The sequence below is a fragment of the Terrimicrobium sacchariphilum genome (assembly GCF_001613545.1).
GTDB lineage: Bacteria > Verrucomicrobiota > Verrucomicrobiia > Chthoniobacterales > Terrimicrobiaceae > Terrimicrobium > Terrimicrobium sacchariphilum.
The window spans coordinates 575,232-601,162 of record NZ_BDCO01000003.1 but is presented as its reverse complement, the minus strand read 5'-3'; the positions used below and the strand labels follow the sequence as shown (position 1 = coordinate 601,162).

The 25,931-nt window shown below is 58.9% G+C and carries 19 protein-coding genes and 1 pseudogene; 7 read left to right on the top strand and 13 right to left on the bottom strand.

Annotated elements, in window-relative coordinates; genetic code table 11:
• Positions 1-9: 9 nt before the first annotated feature.
• Positions 10-1,068, top strand: a pseudogene (locus tag TSACC_RS22825) (DUF2334 domain-containing protein); the annotation flags it as partial.
• A 267-nt stretch (positions 1,069-1,335) separates the two neighbouring features.
• Here TSACC_RS22825 and TSACC_RS20270 read toward each other — a convergent pair.
• The gene (locus TSACC_RS20270; protein ID WP_075081266.1) at positions 1,336-2,157 is read right to left on the bottom strand and encodes an AraC family transcriptional regulator; all 822 of its coding nucleotides are present in this window, start codon (positions 2,155-2,157) and stop codon (positions 1,336-1,338) included.
• A 47-nt stretch (positions 2,158-2,204) separates the two neighbouring features.
• On the opposite strand from TSACC_RS20270, the gene TSACC_RS20265 reads away from it, so the two are divergent.
• The 3 genes from TSACC_RS20265 to TSACC_RS22005 all read left to right on the top strand — a co-directional run bounded on the left by TSACC_RS20265 (position 2,205) and on the right by TSACC_RS22005 (position 5,356).
• Complete coding sequence (locus TSACC_RS20265) at positions 2,205-3,284, top strand: glycoside hydrolase 5 family protein (RefSeq protein ID WP_202816017.1); 1,080 nt, start codon at positions 2,205-2,207, stop codon at positions 3,282-3,284.
• A 135-nt stretch (positions 3,285-3,419) separates the two neighbouring features.
• Positions 3,420-5,165 (top strand): hypothetical protein, encoded by a 1,746-nt coding sequence (locus tag TSACC_RS20260; RefSeq protein WP_075081264.1) that lies wholly within the window; start codon positions 3,420-3,422, stop codon positions 5,163-5,165.
• Between the two features lie 41 nt (positions 5,166-5,206).
• Entirely contained in the window at positions 5,207-5,356 is a 150-nt protein-coding gene (locus tag TSACC_RS22005; RefSeq protein WP_237764041.1) for a hypothetical protein, read from the top strand.
• Positions 5,357-5,544: 188 nt separating this feature from the next.
• On the opposite strand, the gene vccA is transcribed toward TSACC_RS22005, so the two are convergent.
• From vccA to TSACC_RS20230, 6 genes are read right to left on the bottom strand one after another with little or no spacing between them, the layout of a single operon-like run.
• Complete coding sequence (gene vccA / locus TSACC_RS20255; RefSeq protein ID WP_153811554.1) at positions 5,545-9,234, bottom strand: Verru_Chthon cassette protein A; 3,690 nt, start codon at positions 9,232-9,234, stop codon at positions 5,545-5,547.
• Positions 9,231-9,815, bottom strand: coding sequence for a Verru_Chthon cassette protein D (vccD, locus tag TSACC_RS20250; protein ID WP_075081262.1), 585 nt, complete (start codon positions 9,813-9,815; stop codon positions 9,231-9,233). Before vccD ends, vccA begins: the two co-directional genes overlap by 4 nt.
• On the bottom strand, positions 9,812-10,870 hold the full coding sequence (gene vccC, locus TSACC_RS20245) for a Verru_Chthon cassette protein C (protein WP_075081261.1): 1,059 nt from the start codon (positions 10,868-10,870) through the stop codon (positions 9,812-9,814). Before vccC ends, vccD begins: the two co-directional genes overlap by 4 nt.
• Positions 10,845-11,279 (bottom strand): Verru_Chthon cassette protein B, encoded by a 435-nt coding sequence (gene vccB, locus TSACC_RS20240; RefSeq protein WP_075081260.1) that lies wholly within the window; start codon positions 11,277-11,279, stop codon positions 10,845-10,847. Before vccB ends, vccC begins: the two co-directional genes overlap by 26 nt.
• A 43-nt stretch (positions 11,280-11,322) precedes the next feature.
• Positions 11,323-12,156, bottom strand: coding sequence for an NAD-dependent epimerase/dehydratase family protein (locus TSACC_RS20235; RefSeq protein WP_084400712.1), 834 nt, complete (start codon positions 12,154-12,156; stop codon positions 11,323-11,325).
• Positions 12,157-12,162: 6 nt separating this feature from the next.
• Positions 12,163-13,443 carry an acetylxylan esterase gene (locus tag TSACC_RS20230; protein WP_075081258.1) on the bottom strand — a complete coding sequence of 427 codons (1,281 nt, stop codon included), beginning with the start codon at positions 13,441-13,443 and terminating at the stop codon, positions 12,163-12,165.
• Positions 13,444-13,556: 113 nt separating this feature from the next.
• Between TSACC_RS20230 and TSACC_RS20225 the strand changes: the two genes are divergently transcribed.
• Positions 13,557-14,594, top strand: coding sequence for a LacI family DNA-binding transcriptional regulator (locus tag TSACC_RS20225; RefSeq protein ID WP_075081257.1), 1,038 nt, complete (start codon positions 13,557-13,559; stop codon positions 14,592-14,594).
• Between the two features lie 60 nt (positions 14,595-14,654).
• Here the strand turns inward: TSACC_RS20225 and TSACC_RS20220 are convergent, their stop codons facing one another.
• From TSACC_RS20220 to TSACC_RS20195, 6 genes are all read right to left on the bottom strand, one after another.
• Positions 14,655-17,330: a polysaccharide lyase family 8 super-sandwich domain-containing protein gene (locus TSACC_RS20220; RefSeq protein ID WP_075081256.1), complete on the bottom strand. Its 2,676-nt coding sequence runs from the start codon at positions 17,328-17,330 to the stop codon at positions 14,655-14,657.
• Between the two features lie 32 nt (positions 17,331-17,362).
• Positions 17,363-18,133 (bottom strand): NAD-dependent epimerase/dehydratase family protein, encoded by a 771-nt coding sequence (locus TSACC_RS20215; protein WP_075081255.1) that lies wholly within the window; start codon positions 18,131-18,133, stop codon positions 17,363-17,365.
• Positions 18,134-18,228: 95 nt separating this feature from the next.
• On the bottom strand, positions 18,229-18,765 hold the full coding sequence (locus TSACC_RS20210) for a carbohydrate binding domain-containing protein (protein WP_075081254.1): 537 nt from the start codon (positions 18,763-18,765) through the stop codon (positions 18,229-18,231).
• Entirely contained in the window at positions 18,762-20,582 is a 1,821-nt protein-coding gene (locus TSACC_RS20205; protein ID WP_084400710.1) for a beta strand repeat-containing protein, read from the bottom strand. The genes TSACC_RS20210 and TSACC_RS20205 overlap by 4 nt, the downstream gene beginning before the upstream one ends.
• Positions 20,583-20,686: 104 nt before the next feature.
• Positions 20,687-22,192 (bottom strand): alginate lyase family protein, encoded by a 1,506-nt coding sequence (locus TSACC_RS20200; protein ID WP_153811553.1) that lies wholly within the window; start codon positions 22,190-22,192, stop codon positions 20,687-20,689.
• Positions 22,193-22,392: 200 nt separating this feature from the next.
• Entirely contained in the window at positions 22,393-23,784 is a 1,392-nt protein-coding gene (locus TSACC_RS20195) for an MFS transporter (protein WP_075081251.1), read from the bottom strand.
• A gap of 245 nt (positions 23,785-24,029) precedes the next feature.
• On the opposite strand from TSACC_RS20195, the gene TSACC_RS20190 reads away from it, so the two are divergent.
• A complete protein-coding gene (locus TSACC_RS20190; protein ID WP_084400709.1) occupies positions 24,030-24,845 on the top strand; it encodes an ABC transporter permease in 816 nt (271 codons plus the stop codon).
• Positions 24,846-24,875: 30 nt separating this feature from the next.
• On the top strand, positions 24,876-25,922 hold the full coding sequence (locus TSACC_RS20185) for an ABC transporter substrate-binding protein (protein ID WP_084400708.1): 1,047 nt from the start codon (positions 24,876-24,878) through the stop codon (positions 25,920-25,922).
• Positions 25,923-25,931: the final 9 nt, after the last annotated feature.

The following is a 25,931-nucleotide window of genomic DNA, read 5'->3' as shown; positions in this document are numbered from 1 at the left end:
CCCCTGCTCATGCTCGTTGGCGGCTCGCTTGCCGCTGGAGAAATCCCACTCCCGCTGCCCAATGGCGGCTTCGAAAATGGTCTCGACTCCTGGAAACTGGAGGGTTCTGCCACGGCAGCCACCGTCGCGCCCGATGCAGCCATGCTCGGAAAGAACGGATTGCGCATGCAAAGCGAACCGGCTCGGTTTTCACTGACCTCCGCCGCCGTACCAGTCACTCCCGGCAAGACCTACAAGCTCAACTTCTGGGCGGGCAGCCCCAAGGCACTGGAGCAACCCCAGAGTAACCTCGACGCCAAGCTCGTCTTTCGCAGCGCCGACGGCAAGGAAATCGCCGCCGCCCCTGCGAAGATCCGCAAGTGGCCGGTCGCGATGATCGCCAACAACTTCTTCAACGAGGAATACACCATGGCTGGGGCGGCTCCCGAAGGCGCAGCCACCCTGGAGGTGAGGCTCTCATCCTCAGGCAAGGGGCCGGTGGGACCAGTCAATCTGGACGACTTTTCCCTCGCCGAGCTGGACGATATCCCGGATCCGCAAATCGCCGAGGGAGGCGGACATCCCGTTCCGTCTTTCGATCCGCAACTCCTCAAGAACCTAGAGGATGAGATCAAGGCCGACCCCTATCGCGGAAAACAGCCGCCCAGGATCGTGATCAAGCTCGACGACTTCGGCGCGGCAGGCAGCGGGGTTCATGCCCGGTGGAAAAAGGTGGCGGATTATGCTGCATCAAAAGGTATCAAGGTAACGTTTGGCATCATTGCCACGCGCATCCAAAACGAGAATATCGCGGACTTCGTCGCCTGGACAAAACAGCAGCATGACAGCGGCCGCATCGAGTTCTGGAATCATGGCTACGACCACGCCGAGCGCATGGACGGAAAAAAGCGCATCATGGAGTTTGGCGGTGAACCTTACGAGCATCAAAAGCAGCACATGACCGATGCCAACAAGCTCGCCCGCGAAAAGCTCGGCTTCCCCTACGTTTCCTTCGGAGCACCTTTCAACGCCACGGATGAGAATACCGCCAAGGTGCTCGCAGAGGACCAGGACATTAAGGTCTGGATGTACGGCGATCCCCGCAACCCGGCTGGCAAAAAGGTCCTCATCCGCTGCGGCGCAGTCACCCTGGAAACTCCGACGCTCATTCCCAACTACGCCGCATTTGTCGAAGGCTATGCCCACAATCGCGGCGCGGAGTACTTTGTCCTGCAAGGACATCCCGCCGGATGGGGAGACGACCGCTGGGAGCAGTTCACCAAGATCGTCGAGTTCCTCATCTCTCAAAAGGCGGAGTTTGTCTTTGCCTCGGACTTCGCTGGGAGCCCTGATCGGTCAGCGTCGCACCCGCGCAGCCGCCTCGGATGGCGGGATACCCATGACCCGGCGAAACGCCGTGGAAAAGGCAAAGCCATTCTCATAGCCGACAGCATGCGCGGCAGCCTCGACCGTAAAGCCGGAGCCGAGGAGTGATACCGCCTCCTGCATCCGTAGCATCGTCACCTGCCGCATGGGGCTGCGCCCCGTCTCGCGATGGCAGATACGCCGCAACTGCTCCGGCTCCAGTCCAGCGCGACGGGCCAGCATGGTCAGCGTCCAAGGTTCCCCCACTCTACTCCGCACCTCCTCCCAGAGCGGCCAGAGCAGCGAAGGCGAACCATGTCGTCCCACTCGCAGCGTGTAGCCCTGAAGAAGCTCCACCCAATGCCGCAGCGCCTCGGGTTCCCGCCTCGAGGACATCTCCAGCTTCAAGCCCTCAAGCACCGCCACCAGCGGACGCGGATCCACATCGAGCAACAGCGGATTGTGACGGTCAGAGGTTCCTGCTCCAGGCTGGATCACCCAGCACACCTTCCAACGACCCTCGGACCGGTACGCATGCGGCCTCCCGGCCGAGGTGATGTAGGCTTTTCCCGGCAGGCATTCTTTCCAGCCATCGGCAGTCCACACACGCCCGGCACCCTCCAGGCTGACGAGCACCTGCCTCATCTCCGGACAATGGCGCACGAAGCAAAAATCCTTCGCGGCCTCCGAGATGCCTGCTAACGCGATGTCGTGTCTTTCCAGAGCCCGGCACTGCATCGGGCCGACGATCCACTCTCGCGTTCGCTTTCCGATCGAGTGGATTTCACGAAGGTCCAGGTGGATTCGACCCATGGAAACAGAGAAGCACTTATGGAAGGAATATGGAAACGCCAAATATCATGCACCTCCCTCCCTATCATCAATCCGTCGCCGATAAACGCTGGTCCGCCGAGCAGTCCTGGGAATGGCACAACGCCCGCCCATGGCTCGTGGGATGCAATTTCCAGCCGAGCAACGCCGTGAACCAACTGGAGATGTGGCAGCCGGAGACCTTTGACGAGGCCGCCATCGACCGGGAGCTCGGCTGGCTCGCCGGGCTGGGCATGAATACAATGCGCGTCTTCCTCCACGACCTCCTGTGGACGCAGGATGCGCAGGGGTTTCTCTCCCGTATTGACCGATTCCTCGAGATTTCGGCCAGACACGGCATCTCCCCCCTGCTCGTTCTTTTCGATAGCTGCTGGCATCCCTTTCCCCGCCTCGGCAAACAACGGGAGCCGGAGCCCGGGGTGCACAACAGCTTCTGGGTGCAGTCTCCGGGTCGGGAGATTCTGGCCAGGCCCGGCGCATTTGAGACCCTTGAGGGATACGTCACCGGCGTGGTCGGCCATTTTCAGGACGACCAGCGCATCATCGGATGGGATGTCTGGAACGAACCCGACAACGAAAGCCCGTGGTACATCCCTCGCGAGCTGGGCGATGCCAAACCTGAGATCGTCTTTCCGCTGATCGCCCGAGCCTTTGACTGGGTGCGCTCCGTCCACCCCATCCAACCTCTCACCTCGGGTGTGTGGAGGTTCGACGCGGGAGGAGCCTGCCGCGAGCACCCTATCGCGCGCTTCATGCTGGAGGCTTCCGACATTCTTTCCTTCCACATCTACCTGCCTCCCGGGCAGACCGTGGATGTGGTCGGGTATCTCCGGAGCTACGACCGCCCGCTCTGGTGCACCGAGTACCTCGCCCGCACCATCGGCAACACACTTGAGGATACCCTGCCCCTGTTCCATCGCCACAAGATCGGCGCGTTCAACTGGGGTGGTGTGACCGGCAGGACGCAGACGCTCTTTCCCTGGGAGTCCTGGAGAGAGCCGATCCTCTCCGATCCCGATCTCTGGTTTCACGATCTGCTCCGTCCCGACGGCACGCCCTTTCGCGAAAGCGAAGCTGTCCTGTTTCGCACGCTCACTGGCAGGAGTTAGCAATCATCGCCAGCGGCGGAAGATCCCCCCTCTTTCTACAGAGAGAAATTTGAGCCGCTGGCGCTTGGTTCGCGTCACAGGCAGAATGAAGAAGTGCCGTGATCCCACGGCAGCCCAGCCGATCCCCTTTCCGCCATGATGCTATTCAATATCTTTCACCGCCCGGGTCCGGGCGCCCACTACGATATCTATCGTCAACAGCAGGAGCTCGCTCATCAGCTCGGCTTGAAGACCACCATCTTCCTGTACTACAGCGATCTCTTCGATCCACGCGCCATCGCCGACGCCATCCGCGATCGCGACACGCATGGCGACGAAATCTCCCTCGCCCTGCACAATCTCACCGGACCGGGGATCTCTGAAATCTCCAACGGCCAGATCGCCCTGTGGCTGCTCGATCGAGAGAGCAAAGAGCAGATCCTCGCCAGGATGATCGGCAAGTTCGCCGAGGTCTTCGGAGCCAACCCCACCTCCATCGGGTCCTATCATCTCGACTCCTCCTGCCTGGAGATCCTGCGCCGTCTCGCGCCCGAGGCGCGCACGGTAATCGGCGGGTGTTTCGAGGAAGGCGTGCGCGTGTTCCATGGCTGCAACCACTCGTGGTACCTTTTCAATGAAGGCATGCCGTGGAACCCATGGTACCCGAGCAAAACCCATGGTCTGCGCCCCGCACGGGCTGAAGAAGACGCCGCCGGCGTCGTCGCCGTCCCTCACCTGGTGCGCGATATGTCGCTCGCCTTTGAGGGCCGCAATGATTTCTGGGCCAGCCATCCGCCGAATGTCATTCGTGGCATGGGCAATGACGCAAGCTTTTGCCCGTACGACCTTAACCTCATCGACCAATACCGCATGCAGGCGGAATGGAATGGCGGCTATTCGTACTACAATACGTTCGTCAGTCCGTCCTGGCTGGATTGGAATCACAACAGCGAGTATCCGCCAGAGGTGGCATGGGAGTTGTACCGCAAGTTTCTCACCTATATGGCCGATCTCAAAAAGAAAGGTCAGCTTGAGGATCTCACGCTTTCCTCCTATGGCGAACGTCACCGCCAGATCCGCCCCGTCGGCCATGACGAGGTCTATCTCGCAAAGGAGCTCCTCTATGGGAGCGGGAAGCATTACTTCTGGTTCATCGATCCCGCCTACCGCGTGACCATCGACGCCACGCAGGGCGGCTCCATCGGCGATCTCCGGCCCTATGCGGGAGAGGCTCCCGTGGCGACCGGCCCCGACACGCCACATCGCGACATCGGCAGCTATCCATATCTCATTCAGTCCCAGCATCGGTCTGGCAACGCTCATCACTGCTACGATGGCGCACGCACCACGCTGCTCCTCAAGCACGGAGAACAAACCCTCGACCTTTGCAATTTCCGCACGAAAGCGGCATCGGTAGAGCGCGCCGATGGAAAGGTGAAGCTCACCCTGTCTCCGGTGCGTTTCACCTTCTCCGACGGATTGACCGGCGAACTGACAACGAGGTACGAATTTGGAAAAGGTGTCATCACCATTTCGCGCCGGGTCACAGACCTCTCCGCGCAAGTGGACCTGGACCTCGTCGAGTACTTCAAGGGAGCCCCCGGTCGCACCGAGTACCCAGAGGATTTGCATGGCATTGTCCTCGAGGCCAATGGCGCATCACCCCTGCGTCGTGAGTTTGACTACTCCGGCAAATGGAGCGACGCACCCGGCGCCACCGAGGTCGCTGCTATCATCCCTCATGTCCGTAGCCGACTCTCCCTGACGAGCGAATCCGCCGTTTCCGGCAGTGTTCACGCCGGACATCTCTTCAGCCCCTACTTCACCCTCCAACTCACCCACCGCCTTACCGGCAATGGCACCACTAGCTCATGTCTGAATCTAACCCCTATCGCAGCCTAATGCGGTGCCCCGTGTGTTTCTCACGGGATACCGACGTTCTCATGATCAACGCTGGCAACGATTTCCACTACTGCCCAAAGTGTAGCTTTCAGGGCCTGGAGTCGGAGATCCGCGGTATGTACCGCGACATCCAGAAGAAATTTCACAACATGGGTAAACGCATCACTCTGGAAGAGCAGCGCTCGCTATAGCCAGTCACTATTTTCGACAAATAGGACAAGGGCCGGAAGACCATGGGGACTTCCGGCCCTATCTTTTAGGCTGATAAGTCACCGATGATTTGCGAGCGCCTAATGGCATTCGCGCGGTGACAACTGCAGCACCCTTCCTCGCTGTCTGCCTGGGCAGACGAGAGGTCACGGATTAGGAGGAATGTGCTCTAGGGAGCAAAGGTGCGATGCGAGCGCATCCGCCAGCGATAAAAGCTGTCCAGCGTAGGCGTCGCGACGGGATTTGCTGCAAAATCCGGGATAGTGGTATTGTTCGGATCAACGAATCGCTCCAGCGTCGTCGACCCCCGGTAGTCACCGGTGATCATGTCCTTGCTCTCGTCCCAGACACTGGCAGACGAACCCGAGCGCTTGCGTAGCGACTGGGCGCGGAAGTGGACAGTATACGTATTCGATTTTGTCGTGAGGCGTTGATAGACCGTCGTGTAGACACGCTCCCGGGAGTTGTCCCCGGTCAACGTTCTGGCCGCCCAGTAAGTCGCCATGGAATTATCTATGGAGGATCGGGACGATGTATCCACGGAAGCATCGTCGGGAAGGATATGCAGATCGCAAATCTCCGCAGCCGACCGAAAGGCAAACAGCCCCGTGCCATCCGAGTTGTTGAATCGTTGCTCAAACTGCTTGAGCGTGCCAGCAATGTTCACCGGATGCCGGTAGTTATTTGTGCTAAAGACGTTGTTGGTTCCGGTCTTGTACACCCCGTTGTAATCCGTTGCCGGGACCGAGATCACCCGCTCATTCTCCAGCACTGCATAGATGCCCGTATCACGCTGGATGTAGGTGAACGGAATGATCTGGGTGTTCATATTGACTTTTCCAGCCGTGGACAGCGGCTCGCTGATAGCATATGGCTCCACCACCGGCATCCAGAAAAGATCCATCCAGAGAAAGTCGGGATTGTCGATGAAGCCGCCGCTGGCCGCTCCGTAACCGGGATGCGATGGCTGACGGCGGAAGAGCAGCGTCTGCCAGCCCAACCCGCGCTTGAATCCCGAAGGGAGAGAACCAAACATTCCAGGCGAGGGCATCATACGACTGGGCGAAGTAAAGGTCGTGCTCACCCCGCTGATCTTGTTATGTACGCTGAAATACGGCGTCGTGTAGCCAAAGTTGGCATCCGTGTCGGTACGCGCCGCCAGGTTGCCCTGGTCCGGCTGGTTAAGAAAGCCTCCGTCCGGCAAAGGCCCGATCCCATTGTCCCAGTCTCCGTTGGCCACCGCTGCCAATGCCGGCAGAGGCACCTTCGGACAGGGTTGATAGGAAAATGGGTAGAACTTTCCCGCCCCGAGGTTCGCCAGGGTCCCGGTGTTCCCATTCCCGGCCCCTGGAGTATAGCCGCCGAAGCCTGAAATCGGATTGGATATGATCGAGTGGGCAAATGCATTTGTCCCGTCCGCCTTCGGGTGAAGGATGAATGTGTTCTCCACATTCTCCGTCATCGCGAGGAAGCGGGGATCGAGCGTTTGCGCAGGGGTTCCCTGGGCTGCCACCAGTGAGTAGATCACATCATTGTTGCGATCGACGGACGGGACCGACGAGGTAAACCGGCCTCCGGTCACAGTGGTCTCCGGCGCGACACCGGCTCCGGTTTGCTGGAATGTCCATGGCAGCGTCGTCGAGAGCTTCGGCACGGGCATAGTCGTTTCCGGAAACTCCATCTTGAGCGTCTGGATCACCTCACCGGTGGTTCGCTGCTTGATGGTGACGGTGATGGGAGATCCTTTCACGGTCATCTTCGGATTCGAGTTGGTCACCGAGATCGTGACCGGCAGGCTGACAAACGGATTCTGTTTATTCTTAACGCCGCTGGAGTCGACTGATCCGTCAAATCCCCCATCCTTGGCGAGTCGGCCGCGCGCCCGCATCTGACGCTGATACATGGCCCAGTTGGTCCCCATGTAGCCACCCGTATTCGGCAGGGACGAGACCCAGCCCGAATTGGTTCCAAAGCGAAAGACGCCGGCATCGGAGTCGGTCTGCCTGGCGAGAGTGGGAAAACCAAGGTTGGCTACTGCCGGGTCGGCATTTCCCTTCACCGTCCAACCGTCCAGCCCGTCGATCAGGATCTCGATATCGGGATGCATCGCGACTGAACCGTGCATGGGCGTAAAGGGATCGAGAAGCAGGGCCGCCTCGATCCGCACCTGCCGCGTGCCTGCCGCGTCATTTTTCTGAAGGGGTGTCAATTCTGCCAGCGTGAGATTGGTCGTAGCATTGTTGGACGACGGCGTGTTCGGATCTGCGGTGCAGATGAACCATAGACCCAGCTCGCTAATCGTCACATATCTCCCAAATCCCCGCGTGTTCCCGATCTTGATCGGCACCACTTCGCCCTGCCCCACCGCACGGTTTCCTGTCCCGGGAGCAAATTGCTTGGTGGTGTCGGTGAAGTTCAGGTCATTGAGGTTCGAACTGCGAATGTAGTCAAACACCTCGGTGAGCACCTGGTCGCGGTCGGCCCCCAGCTTGCCTGCGATCGATCCACCAAACCCGGGGGTCTTTCGAGATGTGAGATCCTGCAGATAGGAATAAAGGACGCGATTCCGCGATATGCTCACGAAATCCTCGGTCATGCTGTCTTTGTTTTGCCTTTGGAAATAATAGGGAAGCCCGTTGAGGGTACCGCAAAAAGCGATGAGCTTGTCAAAGGGCGTACGCCGGGAGGAATCCGTGTGAATCGGCCAGCACACGACCCTCGGGAGATTGAACAGATTCACCTCCGGCGCGCGGCTGATCGTCGTGAGGAAAAACTTCGCCCGCTCGATATCCGCCTTTCCCAAGGCTCCATCGGGGTTACGGGAATTATCGAAAATCAGCTCATCGATATCGGCATATAGACGATCCTGATCGAGGGTGACAGGGTTCAGCGAATCTGTCGCCGGCTTGGTAAGGTTGGCCGAACCGCCCGCTGCTATGCGCGGGGCTATCTTGTAAAATCTGTCATACTCTGTCGCGGTCGACCCGGAAACGAGTCCGGGAAAAACGGTGGAGATGTTCACCCCCGCAGGATGACCCGGATATCCCTGGAACTCGTTTTTCACAGGCTGGTAGATGCCGAGATTCTGATCCGTGACCGTGGTAAACTTCGGCACATCCCAATATGCGCCTTCCGACGCGGTGTTGACGTTGAGTTTACAGGTTTCGTCATCCGTCCAGAAAGCAATACGCCCAACGATCGGGTTGTCCTTGGAGGCTCCGGGAACGTTGGCTTCATTGCCAGTTGACGAGGAGTCCGGCGCTACAACCTGCCCATCCTCGAGGACATAGAGCCAGCGCACCGGCATCGGCGCGCTATTATTTACACCGAGATAGCTTCCGATCGGAGCGGAGTTAATCGCAAAACCTTCGACCTTTCCTGCGGCCGATGGGTCAAGGATGGGCCACATATCCGGGGTGCCATCGAAGTTTGCATCCACTGGTGAGTTGATATCGGTAAAGACTCCGGGACTCTTGTACCAGTCCTTCAATGCATTGGCTTCTGTGACGGGATTGAGCGCTCCATTCACCTGCATCGTGCCGTCGCTATAGAGTTTGAATGACTTCGCCGGACGACCGGATGCGTCAAACGTACGGATCAATCCTGGCTGGGACGCCCAGGCCACCGAGATGCCGCCCGAGGTCGACGAGTCGATCTGTGCCTGCACGAGCTGCACCGCGGTCTCGGCAAGCAGCTTTGCTCCGACGGAGGAGGCATATCCCCCTGCGGCGGATCTCTCGGTGGTCACCCGGGAAAGGATTCCCATGACCAGAGCCAGCACGAGAATCATGATGGCCAAGGCAATGATAAGCGCAGCACCCCGGTGATTGCCGAGGCGCGATGGAGTCAGGTTTCTCACGGTCTGTAGGTACGGATGCGACCATTCACCTGGTCGACCTGGATCACGGCGTAGTTATCCGGCACATCGGTTTTCGCCGCATCACGGTCGCGCACGACGGTCACAAAATTCGACGTGGTATCAAAGCCCAGGTCGGTGCCACCACCCGGGCGAAAACGAAAGCCGCAATACTTCGTATTTCCTCTCCCCGGAAACACGCCATTGGTCTCGCGGATCGAGGCCCCCGCGATCAGCGGTGACATCTTGGAGTTCGAGGCCATCACAGTGCCATCCGGCAGCCATGAGATGCGGGAGATCGGTCGATAACTCGTAACATCATTCGGCGCCGGAGCCCACAACTGCACCCCGGCATACCCGGGCTGACTGCCATCCCGCCACACAAAGCGCACCTGCACCTCACGATTCTTACCCACAGCCTCCTGTCGGGCATAAGCAAACTGGTCTGCCACGATCTGCCCCGCGCGTGTCATCGACGTACCTCCCGTGATGCTCGACATTGCCGGGACAGCCAATACCGCAAGGAGGCCAATGATCGCAACGACCACAAGGAGCTCAACCAGGCTGAAGGCGCGCATCTTCATGGCGACCATTTCGACTCCCGCAGCGATACCGTCGTCGAAAAGACGCGATATCCGATATTGCTCGCCGCCAGCCGGTCCTGCAGCTTCTTTAGGTCGTCGGCATATTGGGTGACGTTATTCGTAAACAATCCACTGAGGGCTGTGGTGATTTCCGTCGGAGGAGCCGACCCTTTCTCGATGCGGCGGGCCGAAATCTCATCGATGACGACCAGCGTAAGTTGCAGGTTGGGTGGAAGCTGATGCGCCTGTGCAGGCTGCCGGGGTGGAGTGCCGCTCCACGAGCCGCTGGTACGGGAGTCATAGGCATAGTCACTGGAGATCTGCGTGCCCGTCGGATCATCCTGTGCCGAGAGCTTGGGCCACACCACCAGCGCGATCACATTCTCCGCCACTGCACGGACCTGCCCCTGGGACAGCGGGGTAGTTGCCCAGGAATCCCCCGACGAAGTCGTAAAGACCGACAGTTTTTCCGCCGGGGCGCTCAGCTCCATCAATCTCCAGCGGTACCGCGAAGGGGTGGAAAGAAACCCCGGTTTCGACGCATCGTCATGACCGAAACCGACGAAGTACCCGCACGCGCTCAGCAGACCCGGCAGCGCGCTGTAATCAGCGTTGGACGACAGGCCTGTGGGCGCAATGAAAAAGACCGCCTGCGTCGCCACGGCCGAGATGCCGGGGGGCATGCCCGTGATCAATGACGAGGCCGGACCGCAAAGAAAATGCAGATCGGAATAGCGGCCGTACTGGTCGGGTACAAACGTTGCGGGCGAGGACGACAGCCGGAAGGGTTTCCGCGCGCTATCATAGTAGTCCCAATAGGTATTCAACGTCGCCCGGCTAAGCCTGCCTGTCATCACGTCAAATGCTGCGCGCGCATCCTGAAAGGTCTCGATCTTGGCGTTGGCTTGCCGCCACGCTCGCGAACTACTGCTGATGATCGATCCTGTCATCACCAGGATCATCGCCAGCAGGGTCACCGCCGCCAGGATCTCGAGCAACGTGAACCCGGCGGGATGAAGCGTCTTTCCCTCAGCGGGCTGCCACTTGAATCGCATACCAGACAATCTGGGCATTTGGCACATTGCTCCGAGTGATGCCGATCCGGATGCGCTTGAGATGATCCTGCATCTGCGCAATATCGGCATCCGCGCTCAATCCTGGCAGCGAGGGCTTGGACTCCTCGATCTTTGCCGTGTAGCGGGCGCTGGCATCCGTCGTGCCTGCCAGCAGCTGGCCCTCCTGATCAAACGTCAGGGTCTGACCAGTGAGAGAGGCAAACTCCGAAGTGGAGACTCCCGCCGCGATACGCTGCACGATTTGCGCATGGACCGTCTGGTCCATTGACTCCCGCAATGCTCCCAGTCCGGCAGGTAGCAGACCAATCAAGGAAAGCAGACTCACCGAGATGATTCCCAGCGCCAGCGTCACCTCGACGAGAGAGAAGGCTGCAAAAGACTTTTTCATATGCCTTGGGGGAGTGAGCACGAAACAACCATACTACCCGTGTTTATTGATTACCAACTCGTTTAGGATTCAACCTGTAGAAACCCCCTGATGATTCACCGGATCGGGTTTCCTCTCCCGGAACCGTCTGGCTGTCCTGCCGCGGAAACTCGTCGAAGCGGTATCTCGGCTGCCATCCCAGGCGCTCCATGGTGTAGGCAATATCGGCATGCGCCTCGGCCTCTGGCCCCGCCACGAGGTAAAATGGCTCGCATCCCAGCCCATCCAGCAGAAGCGCCGCGCTGGCAGCCTCCGCAATATCGCGGGGGTCGATCGCCTGCCAATCCGCTCCAGGTTTCCGGTTCCCGTATTTGTCCACAAGATCCTCGCCGCTCACGACATAAGCCGGCCGCAACATGGCGACCTCCATGCCATGCTCCTCATGGTAATATCGCGCGATGACCTCCTGCAGAGTCTTGGTCAAGGCGTATAGTCCATGAGGTGACGGAGGCAGGTCCCGCGAAAGAAACCGACGGGCAGCAAGGTCCCGACCGACAACGGTCGTGCTCGAAATCAGAACCACACGCTTCACACCCAGCTCGGCGGCGACCTGCAGGCACAGGGCGGCACCCTTGACGTTGATGTCAAATGGCACCGCCGGGTCATCGTATATACCATCCCGATTTGGCGCCATGTGGCCGATAACCAATCCCGTCACACCCTCCATGGCGGACTCAAGCGCGGCTCGATCTGTCACCGAACCCTTGATCACAGACTCTCCCTGCACATCGAAGGCGCGGGCAGAGAAATCCCGCCCGAGCACGTCGACCAGGTGACGGCCCAGGAACCCGCCAGCTCCAGTGACAAGCACCGATGCACCTAATGAAACAACAGCCATGACGGATCAGTTCTGAGTGGTGGAGGGTGTTAGGTCGGCCTTGAGGGCGATCTTTTGCTGGGGCTTCGGCGGAGAATATTGGTGTGTCATCCCCTGCACCAGATCCAGTTGCTTTGCGCTCTTGAGATTATTGTACAGCACCGCCACTCCCGAGGGCGGGCACACATAGTCCCCGAGGCCAGCCGTGATGGTGACGGGACATGCAATATGTCTGGCCATGTTTACGGAATCATAATACCCCAGCCCCTCGGCGTAATCCGGCCGCCATCCCCGGAGCCGTCCCACATTCACCCCGGCGAGGTCGCACATCCACGGCACATTGACCATGCACTTGGTCACATCCTTGTCCAGGGCGGCGCCGGACAAGGCTTGGAATCCTCCCTGGCTGCCGCCGCTGACGATGAGATCCCTGCCGTTCCACTCGGGCTGGGCCTTGAGAAATTCGAGCGAACGCAGGACACGCAGGATCATGCCATTGAAGTACGCTGTCTCCGGTCTGGCATTTTCCTCATTCTTGAAACCGTATTTTTCCAAACCCAGTCCCTTGTAGTACTCCGCCTCCTTCCCGTTCTCGATGCCATGGGCGTTGATACACAACATCATGGTTCCCGGCGCTGTATAGGGCTTTGCCGATGAGACGCCGTACCCCATGTAGACTCCATTGGCGCGGAGGGATTTGGGCGCCGCATCTCTGGGCTTCGTCAGATATCCGGAGACAGGCTTGCCCCCGGCGCAGTCGATCTTGACGTCGTATGTCACATACGCCGGATCGGCTGACGAGACCTCGGTCATGGTGAACTTCATTGGCACCTCTTTCAGGCGCTCGACCTGCGTCTTCCAAAATGTGTCGAAGTCCGCGGGCTCCGGTGCGCCCTGTACCAGCTTCTCCGGTTGAACCCCGGCTCCTCCATCGAAGCGGATCGGAATCTGCTTGCTCCCTAGAAGCGGCTTCCCCGCATCATCCACCGCCTCGACCTGAATGCGGACAAATCCCGGCTGGTCCGTCGATGTCGTGATGACCAGGGGTCCGGTGGCAGACGCCACCGTCTCACCCTTCTCGGTCTTCCCATCGTCGCCTGTCCGGGTCCAGCGCAGCCTACGGTCTCCGACCGGTTTTCCATCTTCCAGCAACTGGACCTGAAACACCATTGGCTCGCCTGGTTGGTAAAGCGCAACCTCCTTGTCGGTCTTGCCGGAAAGAGTCAATTCAACCGCCCAACCCGCCGTCGCGGCAATGGAAAGGGCAAGGACTCCGAGGAGGATTTGATTCGCGGATGCGATGTTCATTCTTATAAACGGGGGAGAGGTTTGTTTTCATCCTATGTTAGCGAAGCAATCCGGGATTTAAATTGCTTTGCGAAGATAAGTCATTCACACTGGAGAATTCCTTATCCTCCCTGATGACAAAACGCGTTTCGGTCCGCGATATTGCCCGCGAATTGGGCCTGCACTACACGACAGTCGGACTCGCCCTGCGAGGGTCTCCGCGATTGAAAAAGGAGACCCGCGAAAAGGTCCGCGCCGTGGCGGAAAGGATGGGCTATCGCCCCGATCCTATCCTCTCCGCACTCATCTCCTACCGGAACGCAAAGCGCCCGGCGACGTTTCATGCCGTGCTGGCCTGGGTCAACAACTGGCCCGATCGGGAGGCGCTGCTGGAGAATCCTATTTATCGCAGCTATTTTGAGGGCGCATCGACCCGTGCCAGCGAGTTGGGCTACAAGCTGGAAGAGTTCTGGCTGCATGCAAAGGATATGACGCCCGAACGCCTCCAGCGTATTTTCCAGGCGAGGAATATCAATGGTCTGCTTATCGCCCCCCAGCCCCGGTCCAAGGTGCCGGTGGAGCTGAATTTTCATGACTTCTCCGCCGTGGCCTTTGGGTATTCGATGCACCCGCACATGCTGCACCTTGTGACGAATCATCACACCCAAACCATGGACCTGGTGATGGACAAGGTGATGGAACTCGGGTACCGCCGGCCCGGCTACTGCATCCTGCCTTCGACCGATGTCGGGGGGAACTACATCTGGATCTCGCGCCTGCTGTATCTTTTTACGATGCACCCCGACCTCACTCCCGTGCCGCGACTGCAATCGCTTGATCCGGATTTCTTCAAAAAGTGGATTAATAAGTACAAGCCGGACGTGCTGATCGGCTACAACTCCGTCCTCCCGGTGATCGAGAAACTCGGCTACCGCGTACCCAGGGACATCGGCTTTGTATCGATGGCGATCGACACCACCGATCAACGCATCTCGGGAGCAAACCAGAATGATTTCCTCATAGGAAAAATCGCCACCGACGTGCTGATCGGAATGATCCACCGTGGCGAGCGCGGACTCCCCGAGGTCCCGGTCCGGACGCTGGTCGACAGCACATGGTTTGAAGGGGAGACTCTGCCTCTGCGCAAATCCCCGACCAAAGCAAAACATTAGGATTCCGATGACCCGGGTCGCTGCGGGCGAAGCCGATGGACAGCCGCTCCCGGCGAAGATTCATGCTTGTGGCAGCACAACCGTAAGGGTCGATCCAGCCATTGCGCCCGCAGGCAGCATGAGCTTCGTCTCCTTGCCATCCAACGTGACCGTGATCTCCTTGAGTAGTTGCGTGGGGTCCGCAATTGTCAACCGCCCACTCAGCTCCTCAAGCATGAGCACACAGGGCCGATCTACAGCGATCGAGCGACCTTCTCCAAAGCTCAATGCTCCCGGTTGGTGAAAGACCGCCTCCACCCTCTTTAATCCAGCATGGCGCACCGCCTGGAGCTCGCGGGTGTTTTGCAGGATCTGAACCTTCGGAGAAGCAGCTGCGGCGGCAGTCTGCTCACGAGACGCTCCGGGCAGGAGCACATATTCGTAAGTTGCGTTTCGCGGCTTGTCCCCGTGGTTGATCCACGCCGAGAATACCGGCGCCTTGACCGGATCTGGCTTTGCCCGGCCATTGACGAGGTTCCATGCCCCGGTCTGCTCCTGAACTCCGAGACTCAGACGCTGTGGAGACGGAAAAACATAGCCCACTCCGTCATGCCACGCCCATTTGAGATCTGTGTATTCCCGCACTCCCCCATCGGCATTCCCGGGATTCGCATCACCAGCCGCCACCATCACCTCGCCGGTTGCGAGACACTGGTTCACACTGGAGACTACGGGTTCCCGGTCACTGGAGATTCCCGCGCCAAGGTTTACAATCTCGTCGTCAAAATAAAACCAGCTCTTTTTCGCCGCCAAACCGTCCCGATTGAGGGTCAACACCGCAGCGCCATATCCACCATCCGACACACCACCGACAAAATCACAGTCGTTCGTAACCTTCCAGTTCCTGGGCTTGAGACGCGCCTTGTCGGTGGTCACCGGAGCAGTGACGCCCGGCAGCCGCGCCCAGTCCCATACCGGGAAGATGTCTTCATATTCCCGTCCCGTCAGGTACAGGAATGTCGCGCCATCCCCGAGATAGCCTCCAGAGAGGTTCTCCGTATTGACAACCTCCGTGGCAAGAACCCTTGCGGAGTTCATCCTCGTGGAGGTGTAATACTCTGGTCGCCGATGCACCATGTAGTCCGATCGCCAGAAATACTTATTCTGCGCCGGAATGGCCGTAGCGTCCGGGCGGTCGCGCTCGATGGCGGCCTGGTATTGGGAGGCATGCTCAGGGTCCATCGTTTTCGCCGTATCCAAAAGCAGCAACACCTCCCCCCCTTTGCCTGCTGGAGATTGAGGCCCGATCTGGCGTCCGCACGAGCTGATGTCGACACGGCCCTTCCATACGACCGTGGCGAGACCATCGAGCAGATACCCGCTCACGACCGCCATCTTTTCGGGACTTGCCGCGAGACTCGTTCCGCGCAGCACCGTGATCCATTGCACAGTATCCTGCGCGAAGCCCATTCCGTAGTTTCCGAGCTGGAGCAAAGGCCCATGTTGATAAAAGGAAAAGTCTGGCTGCACGCCCTCCTGAGTCGATACGTCGATATCGCCGGGCCTCCCTGATGTTTTGAAGACGGGCTTGGTTCCGCCCGGCTGACTGGCGATCACGACCTCTTCAAACACAACATCCCGGGCTCGCCGGACGAGCGCCAGGTCGGAAGCGAGCAACCCCTTGGCCAGAGCATTAGCCGCAACCCACACCCGGTTCTGCCCAGTCAATACTCCACGTCCCCAGTGCGGCGGACTATCCATCACCGCACGCCCCACGATGCGGATGCCGGCAGATCGCTCTTCCCGCGTGAGGTCGGCATCGATGAGCAGCATGATCTTCGACAGATCGGCTGGCACCCCGATCTCACGATACCACCACGCACTCGACCAATAGTCATTCCTCAGCCAGTTCCCCAGCGCCTTGTGAACCGCCGCTGCCAGAGCGGCGTCGCCCTTCAGCGAGCTTCCCGGCGTCGTGTAGGCGAGGGCCATCGCCTTGAGACGGGCCAGATGCGTCAGCGGTTGCCAGAAGCCGCCAGTCTTGCCGGAATAGTCGATATCCGGCCAGGCGCCCTCAGCGTTCAGCGTGGCCATCCATCCCGGCACACGCTCTCGCTGGCGTTCCATTTCGCCGCCACCCATCCACTGCGCCTGTTGATATTCGGCAAAATGCCGTTTGATCTGGTCGAGCTCCTTTTGTTCCGACTCCGACAAGGTCTTCGAGACGGCCTTATGCAGCACTAGTCCGTCCAGATACAAGACAGCATCTGGACTGGGCTTCATCCCCCACCCATCCGCGGCAAACATCACGGAATCGATCTTCGGCCATCCAGCGGGATTTCCGCTCGGTTGGAAATAGGAGAGCGGAACCCGCACCTCATTCCACCCCCGCCGCTCCACCGTCATGCGATATCCGAAGTATGAGAAGCCTTGCGGGGCCGTACGGGAAACGAGCACGATCATGAGCGGGACAGGCTTCTGTCCTGCATTGTAGATCCAAAGTGACAGTTCTTCCGCATCCGACCAATCATGTGGAATATCTCCGCTGCCCACGGATTTGTTCACCAAGTGATCCTTCCAAAGCCCGGACTTCCCTCCTGTTTTTACCTGCTCACTGGAGAGTTCGATACCCTTCCAGTCACCCTGGTCAAAACCTAGCACCTGTGCGGAGGAATCTCCCGCACGGGTGGAGGACAAGCTTGAAAGGCTCAGCGTCAGGCCGATCAGCACAATGATTCGAAGGGGGAATCGATACATGATAAATGGAGAACCGGCAGGCGGTCGTGTTTTTAGGCCGCCTCTATGGCAATACCCTCAAAGCGATGCCGGGGGATCCAGCCGAGGCGTACCTTGTTGGGTTCCAGATCCACATGCTCTTCGGCACCCGGGCCTGCCGCAAGATAGAACACCTCGTAGGAAAGATCAGGCAGTTGCAACCCGCATCGCACCGCATGCCCGATATCCCGCGGATCGATACAATGCCATGTGATCGAGTCGCGCTTTTTACCGTATTTGTTCACGAGTGAATCCTCGCGTAGGATATAGGCGGGTCTGAGCACGACTATTTCGAGTCCCCGCAGGCGATGGTAATACTCCGCCACCTCCTCCTGCAGCACCTTGGTCATGGAGTAGAGGTTCACCGGAGCAAACGGCATCTCCGCTGTCGTGAACCCCGGCGAACAATGTCCGCCGACGACCGAGATGCTCGAGATCAGGATCACGCGCCGGATGCCGTTCCGCACCGCAGCCTCAAATGCCAGAGCCGCCCCGCGCACATTGATGTCGAGACACTCATCGGGCCAGTCGTACACATCGGGACGGTTCGGCGCCATGTGTGCGATCACCAGCGCGTCCGCGCGAGCGCATGCGGAATCAAGCACCTCGCGATCTGTCACCGAAGCCGCCAGAAACTCCCCGGGCCCCGGCGTCTCGACCACGTCCATGCGGATCAGGTCATAATCCTCCGACAACACCTCGCAAAGCGACTGCCCGAGGTATCCGGACGCGCCCGTGATGAGGACTTTGTGAATGGCGGAGGTCAGGCGCGTGTCGGTATTCATAGATTTCCCGTAAAAGGGGACATTTCTGGCTTTAATGGGAAAATAGCGGGGCTTCGGAGATGAACAAGATGTGCAAAATTCTTCCTGTAGAATTTCTAGTTCGCTTCGCCGATCTCCTCGAGGACAACCTCATCCACATCGATGGGCGTCGCGCTCGTCTTTCCCGGCGGCAACCAGGTTGAGAATCCCACCTGCAAGGAGGCCGCGCCGTCCGGCGGGACAAACTCCCGTGTAAAATGCTGCCACTCGGAACCCACAGGCAGGGCGAGTTTGAAATCATTGGGATTCTGCACCTCCATGTATTTGCCCGAGTCGTTACGCCACCCGAGATTGAGAGACATCGGGATCGAGCCGATACCGCGCACCCAAAGCGAAATACGGTATCTCTTTCCACAGTCAACCGGGACCGATGCGGCCTGGATGCTCATCTTGACCGTCGTCGGAATACGCAGACCAGCCTGCCCGCCGTGGGCGGCTTCCGGCGCTGCCACGGCACCTTCCCCGACCCGCAGGGTCCATCCGTCGAGACCGCTCTCAAATCCCCCGTTGTCGATGAGCATCTCAACCGGATCAGCCGCATGGCAACAGCAGCCGATCGCCAGTGCCGCGAGAAACGCTGCGTTCAGCTTCACGAAACTTTCCCCCTTTGGCGCAACACCACGAGCACCGTCATTCCTGCCGCGAGGAGTCCCCATGTGGAAGGTTCCGGCACAGTCGCCACCGTCAGCACGAGGTCGTTACCATACACCCCGCCGCTGCCGCTGACGCTGAAGGTCAATCCGCCACCCGCATTGTATGTGCCTCCAGCAACGAGATTACTGAATTGCCCTGCGATATTACCCGCCCCCGTGTTGTCGATAATCTTGAACTCGTCGTTCACCTGCAGTCCGCTCAACCCACCTAGCAGCGTAAATGAAAAGGTCGCGCCGGAGTCGATGGCTACGCCATTGGCGACGATCTTGTCAGCAGCGACCGAGCCGCTTGCTCCATTGAGTTCAAAGGCAAAAACCGCATCGGACAACAGTGAAATCGACCCCGAGGTGGTAAAGGTACCCGTCCCTCCCCCCCCGGGGGTGATCGTCGCATCCTGGATGCCGCTGCCATTTCCGACCGTGATATTCGCCGCAGTGAATCCGCTGCCGCCCAAAGCGCCGGCATTGACAATCACCGCACCGGTGCCGAGCGCGTTTCCGCTCGCATTGTTGATAAGCAACGTCCCACCCGACACCGTCGTACCACCAGAGTAAGTGTTGGCGGATCCAGTTAGGATCAGCGTATCCGACGTGGTCTTGGACAGCGCTAAAATCTTGGTCCCTGCACTCTGGTCCTTCAGTACACCGCTGAACGAGCCCGATTGAACGGTCAGGGCCGTCGTTCCGGCAATGTTCATTGCGAGCGTGCCGCCGCCGCCGCTACCATCCTGAAGGTTGGCAATGGTCTGTGTCCCGGCGTCGAACCTGAGCGTGGCGCCCGTGTTGACCCTCACTGTGCTATTCACCGAGATTGCGTTCGTAGCTCCTGCGGAAAGCGTCCCTGCGTTCACAATCGTTTCCCCGCTGTACGTGTTTCCAGTGCTTGTCAGGGTCCAGATCCCAGACCCATTTTTCGTAACGGAAGTCATACCTCCCGCGCCATCGGTGATCGCACCTCCTAACGTGGAGATAGACGAGCTCGTCGTCGATAAAACCAGAGTGCGTGGCCCCGACCCTGTGAAGGAAATCGTGCCATTACTGAGCAAAGCCGATGTTCCTGCGACCTGAATCGTAGTGGTCCCAGCACCAAGAATCCAATTGCGATTAAATCCGGACGACGTTCCGGTCCACTGAAATGCTGCTCCGTTCAGCATCGTCAGATTCCGGTTTGCTCCCGAACTGCTATCACCCAGATTGGCGTTGATGTTCGCAACCAACAGCCCCCCGCTGATCACGGTGCCCCCGGTGTAGGTATTTGTTCCGCTGAGTGTCAGCGTCCCAGCGCCGGCCTTGGTCAACCCCGCGCTTCCCGCGATGACCGAATTGATCGCTGCGCTTGCGTTCGTTGTAACCGTGGCTGTACTGCCCAGAGTCAAAGTACTCCCCGATATTGTATAAGCTCCTGACCCGGGTGTGTTGAAAGTAATTCCGCCGGCAGTAATAGCCTCCCCAAGAGTCACAGTTCCGGCTGCACCATTATTGTTTCCAAAGACCGCTATGTTGCTCGTCGTATTGACCCAGGCGGCGTCGGAGAGGCCATTGCTCCACAGCAGACTCGAGGTGTTCCATGTTCCCGAGCCATCGAGCGGATTCCCCGGACTCGCTCCACCGCTATCCCAGGTGAGTGTATCTGCGTGAAGCGCAGGGGCGAGAGCGACCGCGGCAAGGGCAGCAAGACGCAAAATCCCGCAGAGATGACGCCGGGATGCGACCGGATTCCCAGCGGAAAGCGGATGAGACATGAGAGATGTTTTCATGGATGATTACTAGGGGGTAAATCTTGGATCAGATCGTTGTCAGGAAGGAGGTGGCGGACAAGGCAGCGAAAATCCTCATTGGAGAACTAAACTGAATCGCGGCCTCATTTTGCATGCAGATCGCGATGCGTGAGGGTCTGCCAGCTATTAAGCCAGCCATCCTCCTCGCTAATAACGGTAGCGAACAGGGATGGGAAAGGTTCCGGGAATTTCCACAGCCGCGGATTCTGAGGATCACGGCCCTCCTCGCCGCGGACAAGCGGATATACCCGCGAACCCTTGGCCGGTCGGATCACGACGTCCAGAAACTTCAACGACTGCGGCAGGTCGATGCCCATGACATTGTGAAATCGATCGTAGGCCATCTCATAAGCTCCCGGACCCGTTCCCAGAGCAAGGAGCGGTTCTGTCACGGAACCCGGAGGCGGTTCACCAAACCGCAGCTTTGCCTGCGCTTCCATGAATGTCGTCAATCGCCTGGCCGCCGGGGTATAAAGATCGATGCCCTGATGCCATGCGATCTCTGCGGTGTTCATCGCTGAAACAAAGGACACATCGACATGAGCCAGATCGCGGGCTGTTTCCGCTGTATAGCCATCGAGGTAGGTGCCGGGCGCTCCACGCCACGCGGGCGCGGGATCGCGCTCTTCCTTCGCCGCCTTGCGCATGATGGTGATGTCATCGCCAAATTTCCCCCGACGCTTGTCCATGTTCCAGTTCTCCTCGGCGAGTTGAGTCCAGGGCGTCCAGTCTTTCGGAAAGGTAGGAGCGTTGAGGGCATTGAGAAAGGCGTTACTCGGCGTGATCTCGGGCAGCCAGTAGTCAGGCATCCTCGGCTTGGGACCGTCTGACTGGAGATAGAAATAAGCGGGCACATAGCTCAACCAGTGGTTCATCGCCTCATAAAACGCCCCCACGTCTTCATTGAAGACACCTATCGCAGCCATCGCGTTGATCACGGCCAGGGCGCGATTGCCATGGGAGACGCGGTTGTGGAGTACAGGTAAAAAGACATCGTTGAACCATTTCTGCACCTCAGGCGCATTCTTCCACTCGGGGTCGGTGGCCTTGAGTAAATCCGCGGCGACGGGAAAGACCGATCCAGACCACGCAACGAGCAGGTACCAGTTTGCACCTTCGTGGGACTTCACTGTCCTCGCATAGGTCTCGAGAATGGCCGCCGCGTTTTCTGCGTATTTCCTTTCCCCCGTGAAGTACCACAGGAGAGCCTGGGCATAGGCCGCTGTGGCGTCATTCATCTCCTCAAAGGCGCCGACAGCCTGGGATCCACTGAATCCAGACGAAATAATCTCCGGTGGCTGCTTCATCTTTGCCAGATAGTCGATCCTGCCATGACGCGATTTCTTCATTCGCTCAAAGGCGCTCGCCCAGGGTTCCCTGCCCTCGGCGATCTTCTGTTTGATGAAATTCAACTGATCCAGATCGTTCAGCGTGCCGGGATGCTTGAAGAGAAACGGCTTCACCGTTTCGATCTGTGCCCCGTCCGTGTCAGCAGGCCTGAGCTTGAGCAGTTCGGCAAAGTTATGCTCCTTGCCATTGACCTTCACCCTATAGGGCTGGAGATCCTGGCCCAAGGAATCGGTCCGCATCAGGATATCTTGCGCATGACAGATGCCGCCAAACGTTCCGGTCGTCACGATCAAGAGGCCTCCGAGCCAGCGAACGATAGGGCGCGAAAAGGGAGGGAATGCAATCACGTGCGCACTCTATGAGCGCATGTCTTTTGCCTCAACCTGAGGGGAATTCTTATTGGAGAATACCCCCATAGCCGGACGATCCTCCTATTCGCTCAAGACTCCGGAGGCACGTAGGCCTTGGGACCTCCCAACTGCACAAAGCGGGCATGCACATACCAGCCGACCCCTAGAGCGACGGCTGCCGTGAAGGCGCCGAGCACATACGTGAGACGATAAAGGTTTCCGGTCTGGTCGATGATCGCCCCCATGAGGGGTGTAAGCGTCATGGTAGCGAGAGAGGTCACAGCGAGGGCAGCCGAGGCAAACTGTGCGAATTTCACCCGGGGAAACAGGCGAGCTCCCAGCGAGGCCGCCGAAGTGAAGTACGACCCCGAGAGTACCCCATGCATGACAAAGACCACCAGAAATGCCTGGGGAGTCGTCGCAAAGATCGCCCCGCAAATGGCTACGATAAAATACCCCGCCAGTGATACCAGAGCGACCCGCAGCGGATGAAAGATGTCCGCCAGCCAGCCGAGCGGATAGGCCAGCAAGAGCGAGATGAAAAAGGTAAGCGCGAGTGCCTTTCCGTAACTATCCATGTTGACGCCGAGACTATTAGCGTAAGGAATCGAAAACGTATTGACCGGCATGAACGCCTGTCCCGCCCCCATCAGGAAGAGAAATACTGCAAGATAATAGGGATTGGAAAAGCACTCACGGCAATAAGTACGGACCTCCGACCACATCCCCGAGGGCCATCTCCGCCCGGGTTCCGGCGACGGGGGCGGAGGATACTCGCCCTCTCGCACACGGAGGCAGACCAAGAAGAAGGAAACTCCGTAAAACACTCCAACAGAAAGCAGGATAAGAGTGAAGTGGTTGGGGACGTGGCCCATTATCCAGTAATTGAAGACCACACCGTCGATCAGGCTGACCGCACGAAAGAGTCCATAGAACCTGCCAAGCAGGGGCTGCGGCACCACATCATTTACGAGTCCCCCGAAAACCGAGTAGCTCGCCACAGTTGCAATCTCGAAGGTCGCCCAGAATACCGCGAAGCATGCCACAGACACGACCATCTCACTCTGCCCTGGGAAATGCCCGTGCATCCACCGTGCGAGCAAGGGAGTCACGGCTATACCGATCATGCCAGCCGCCGCCATGGGCGTCGTCACGAGTAGAAACGGGATACGGCGCCCCCATCGCCCACGGTGCCGGTCAGATTTGACACTGATGACGGGCCCGAGAACGAGTCCGATAAATGCTGGGAAGGAACTGATGAGCAGCCCGAAAAGGAGGTTGGGCACTCCCAGGTGATTGAGATACCACATCGCCATGGGTCCCACGGAGCGGTCGCGCATCGACCAGGAGAAGTCTCCGAGCAGCAGCCAGGCAAACAGGGCCACCAGCCCGCCAGTGGTATAAGTGATCGTCCCCGCTTTCCAGAGAGGGCGATTCGTTCTGGGTGACGTCTCCGAACGGCACGGGATTACGGGATGCATAGCGGGGAGAGGGACCTCATGCTGCCACCACTACCACGCCCCGCTCGGCCACCCCCGAGAAAGATCAGGCTCACTGGAGAATTCCCGGTCAACCAGTCCAAGACCGTATAGGAAGAAAGTGCTATTCCCGGATTCTGCCATCCGGTGCACCATGCGAACATGATTTCTCGGAGGGAGACAAACGGGATGACGAGAGAAACCCAGGGAAGCGCCGGTTCGCGACCCGCCAGCTGTCGGAGCAACTAATGGCTGCGAACTCTCAAACAAGCAAACGCGTCGGCTGGTTTGAGTTTCAAGCCACCCTTCCGCGCTGGGCCAGGGTGACACTCGCCGCCTCCGCCTGGGCGATCTTTCTTGGCGTCTGGCAGTTTGCTCCGCGCTCGCCGGAGCTCGAGGCGCTCCTGCCCACTCCCGTCACCGTCCTGGAGACGCTCTACAATCTTTTCGCCGAAAAGGGCTTCGCCACCGATGTCTGGCAGAGCCTCCAGCGCACAATGCTCAGCTTTGCCCTGGCCATCGCCGTGGCGATGCCCATCGGCGTGCTCATGGGCTCCTTCCCGGCGGTCGAGGCTTTTCTGAATCCCATCGTCTCGCCTTTCCGTTATCTGCCCGCGCCATCCTTCATTCCGCTGCTCCTTGCATGGTTCGGCACGGGGAATGAGCAAAAAATCGCCCTCCTTTTCATCGGCGTCGTCTGGTTCCTCATCAGCCTCCTGATGGATGACACGAAGCGCGTACCGATTGATTTCATCGACACCTCGCGCACGTTGGGAGCGAAGCACTGGCAGGTCGTCCTGCGTGTGATCCTGCCCTGCGCGCTGCCATTCTTCATCGACACAATGCGACAAATGCTGGCGGTGAGTTGGACGTACCTCGTCATCGCCGAAATCGTCGCTGCCACCGATGGCATCGGCGCGGTGATGATGCGAGCGCGGCGTCTCGTGCGCATGGACATCATCATGGCGGGCATCCTCACGATCGGCATGCTCGGATTCCTATCCGATGCGGCGATTCGCGGCCTGCGCTGGTGGGCGTTTCCCTACCTGCGTAGCCGCAAGTAACGAATCAACTAAACAAAAAAACACGAAACTATGAAAACCAAGGGGAAGGCAATACTGACGGCCCTGGCCGTCATGGGCATGGCGGTACAGGGAGGCGTGGCGGCTGACAAGGAGACAGTAAAAGTGTCTCTCTTCTCGTGGCCGGGATATGGATTCTGGTTCATCGCCAAGGAGAAGAACCTCGCACCGGACATCAACCTCGACGTGCAGATCATCGAGGACCCGTACGAGAGCTTTGGCCAGATGGCGGCGGGCAAGCTGGACGTCACCTCCAGCACGGTCGAGTACGGCCCGATCGCGGCCGACAGCGGCGTGCCGGTGAAATTCGTCACCTACACCAATCCATCGACGGGCACGGACAAGATCATCATGTCGCCGAAGATCGCCGACCCGAAGGAGCTCAAGGGCAAGTCTGTCGCGGTGCTGGAAGGCGGCCTCACCCAGATCTTCATGGGCATCTGGCTGGAGAATAACGGCGTGAAGTTTGACGAGGTACAATACGTCAACGTCGTGATGGACGATGCCGTGGCGGCCATGGTCAGCGGCAAGGTGGCGGCGGGCGAATTCTGGGAACCCTTCGGCGGCCAGGTGCTGGAGAGCCTGAAGGGGTCCAAGGTCATGGCGAGTTCGCTGGAGCCGTACTTCATGAAGACCGCGCTGCTCGGAGACGGCATGTACATGTCCGACAGTTTTCTCAAGGAAAAGCCGGAAGCCGCCAAGAAAGCCATGAAGGCCTACTGGGATGCCGTGGCTTGGTGGAAGGCTCACCCCGAGGAAGGCAACAAGATCATCGCCGAGGGCCTGAAATTTGACGTGAAAGATGTCGAGAACGTCATCGGCAAGGACGGCAAATGGCTCAAGGGCGGCATCTATGTCTTCGACCTGCCTGAGGCGGCGAAATTCATGGGCGTGATGGCCGGAGACCCGCCGCTCGGCTGGAAGAACGGCGAGATCAACGACCACTGGAAGCTCACCGAGACCTGGTGGCTGAAGTTTGGCCTGATCAAGAAGGAGCACCCGATCGACGCTGGCGTGAGCTTTGAGCCGATCAAGTCCCTCGCGGCCGAGCTGAAATAATCGCACACC

What these genes read in the sequence shown, in the direction of transcription:
- TSACC_RS20270 (WP_075081266.1), bottom strand. Translation starts at nt 2,157, where the DNA reads ATGGGTCGAATCCACCTGGACCTTCGTGAAATCCACTCGATCGGAAAG.
- TSACC_RS20265 (WP_202816017.1), top strand. Translation starts at nt 2,205, where the DNA reads ATGCACCTCCCTCCCTATCATCAATCCGTCGCCGATAAACGCTGGTCC.
- TSACC_RS20260 (WP_075081264.1), top strand. Translation starts at nt 3,420, where the DNA reads ATGATGCTATTCAATATCTTTCACCGCCCGGGTCCGGGCGCCCACTAC.
- TSACC_RS22005 (WP_237764041.1), top strand. Translation starts at nt 5,207, where the DNA reads ATGATCAACGCTGGCAACGATTTCCACTACTGCCCAAAGTGTAGCTTT.
- vccD (WP_075081262.1), bottom strand. Translation starts at nt 9,815, where the DNA reads ATGAAGATGCGCGCCTTCAGCCTGGTTGAGCTCCTTGTGGTCGTTGCG.
- vccC (WP_075081261.1), bottom strand. Translation starts at nt 10,870, where the DNA reads ATGCGATTCAAGTGGCAGCCCGCTGAGGGAAAGACGCTTCATCCCGCC.
- vccB (WP_075081260.1), bottom strand. Translation starts at nt 11,279, where the DNA reads ATGAAAAAGTCTTTTGCAGCCTTCTCTCTCGTCGAGGTGACGCTGGCG.
- TSACC_RS20235 (WP_084400712.1), bottom strand. Translation starts at nt 12,156, where the DNA reads ATGGCTGTTGTTTCATTAGGTGCATCGGTGCTTGTCACTGGAGCTGGC.
- TSACC_RS20230 (WP_075081258.1), bottom strand. Translation starts at nt 13,443, where the DNA reads ATGAACATCGCATCCGCGAATCAAATCCTCCTCGGAGTCCTTGCCCTT.
- TSACC_RS20225 (WP_075081257.1), top strand. Translation starts at nt 13,557, where the DNA reads ATGACAAAACGCGTTTCGGTCCGCGATATTGCCCGCGAATTGGGCCTG.
- TSACC_RS20220 (WP_075081256.1), bottom strand. Translation starts at nt 17,330, where the DNA reads ATGTATCGATTCCCCCTTCGAATCATTGTGCTGATCGGCCTGACGCTG.
- TSACC_RS20215 (WP_075081255.1), bottom strand. Translation starts at nt 18,133, where the DNA reads ATGAATACCGACACGCGCCTGACCTCCGCCATTCACAAAGTCCTCATC.
- TSACC_RS20205 (WP_084400710.1), bottom strand. Translation starts at nt 20,582, where the DNA reads ATGAAAACATCTCTCATGTCTCATCCGCTTTCCGCTGGGAATCCGGTC.
- TSACC_RS20200 (WP_153811553.1), bottom strand. Translation starts at nt 22,192, where the DNA reads ATGCGGACCGATTCCTTGGGCCAGGATCTCCAGCCCTATAGGGTGAAG.
- TSACC_RS20195 (WP_075081251.1), bottom strand. Translation starts at nt 23,784, where the DNA reads ATGCATCCCGTAATCCCGTGCCGTTCGGAGACGTCACCCAGAACGAAT.
- TSACC_RS20190 (WP_084400709.1), top strand. Translation starts at nt 24,030, where the DNA reads ATGGCTGCGAACTCTCAAACAAGCAAACGCGTCGGCTGGTTTGAGTTT.
- TSACC_RS20185 (WP_084400708.1), top strand. Translation starts at nt 24,876, where the DNA reads ATGAAAACCAAGGGGAAGGCAATACTGACGGCCCTGGCCGTCATGGGC.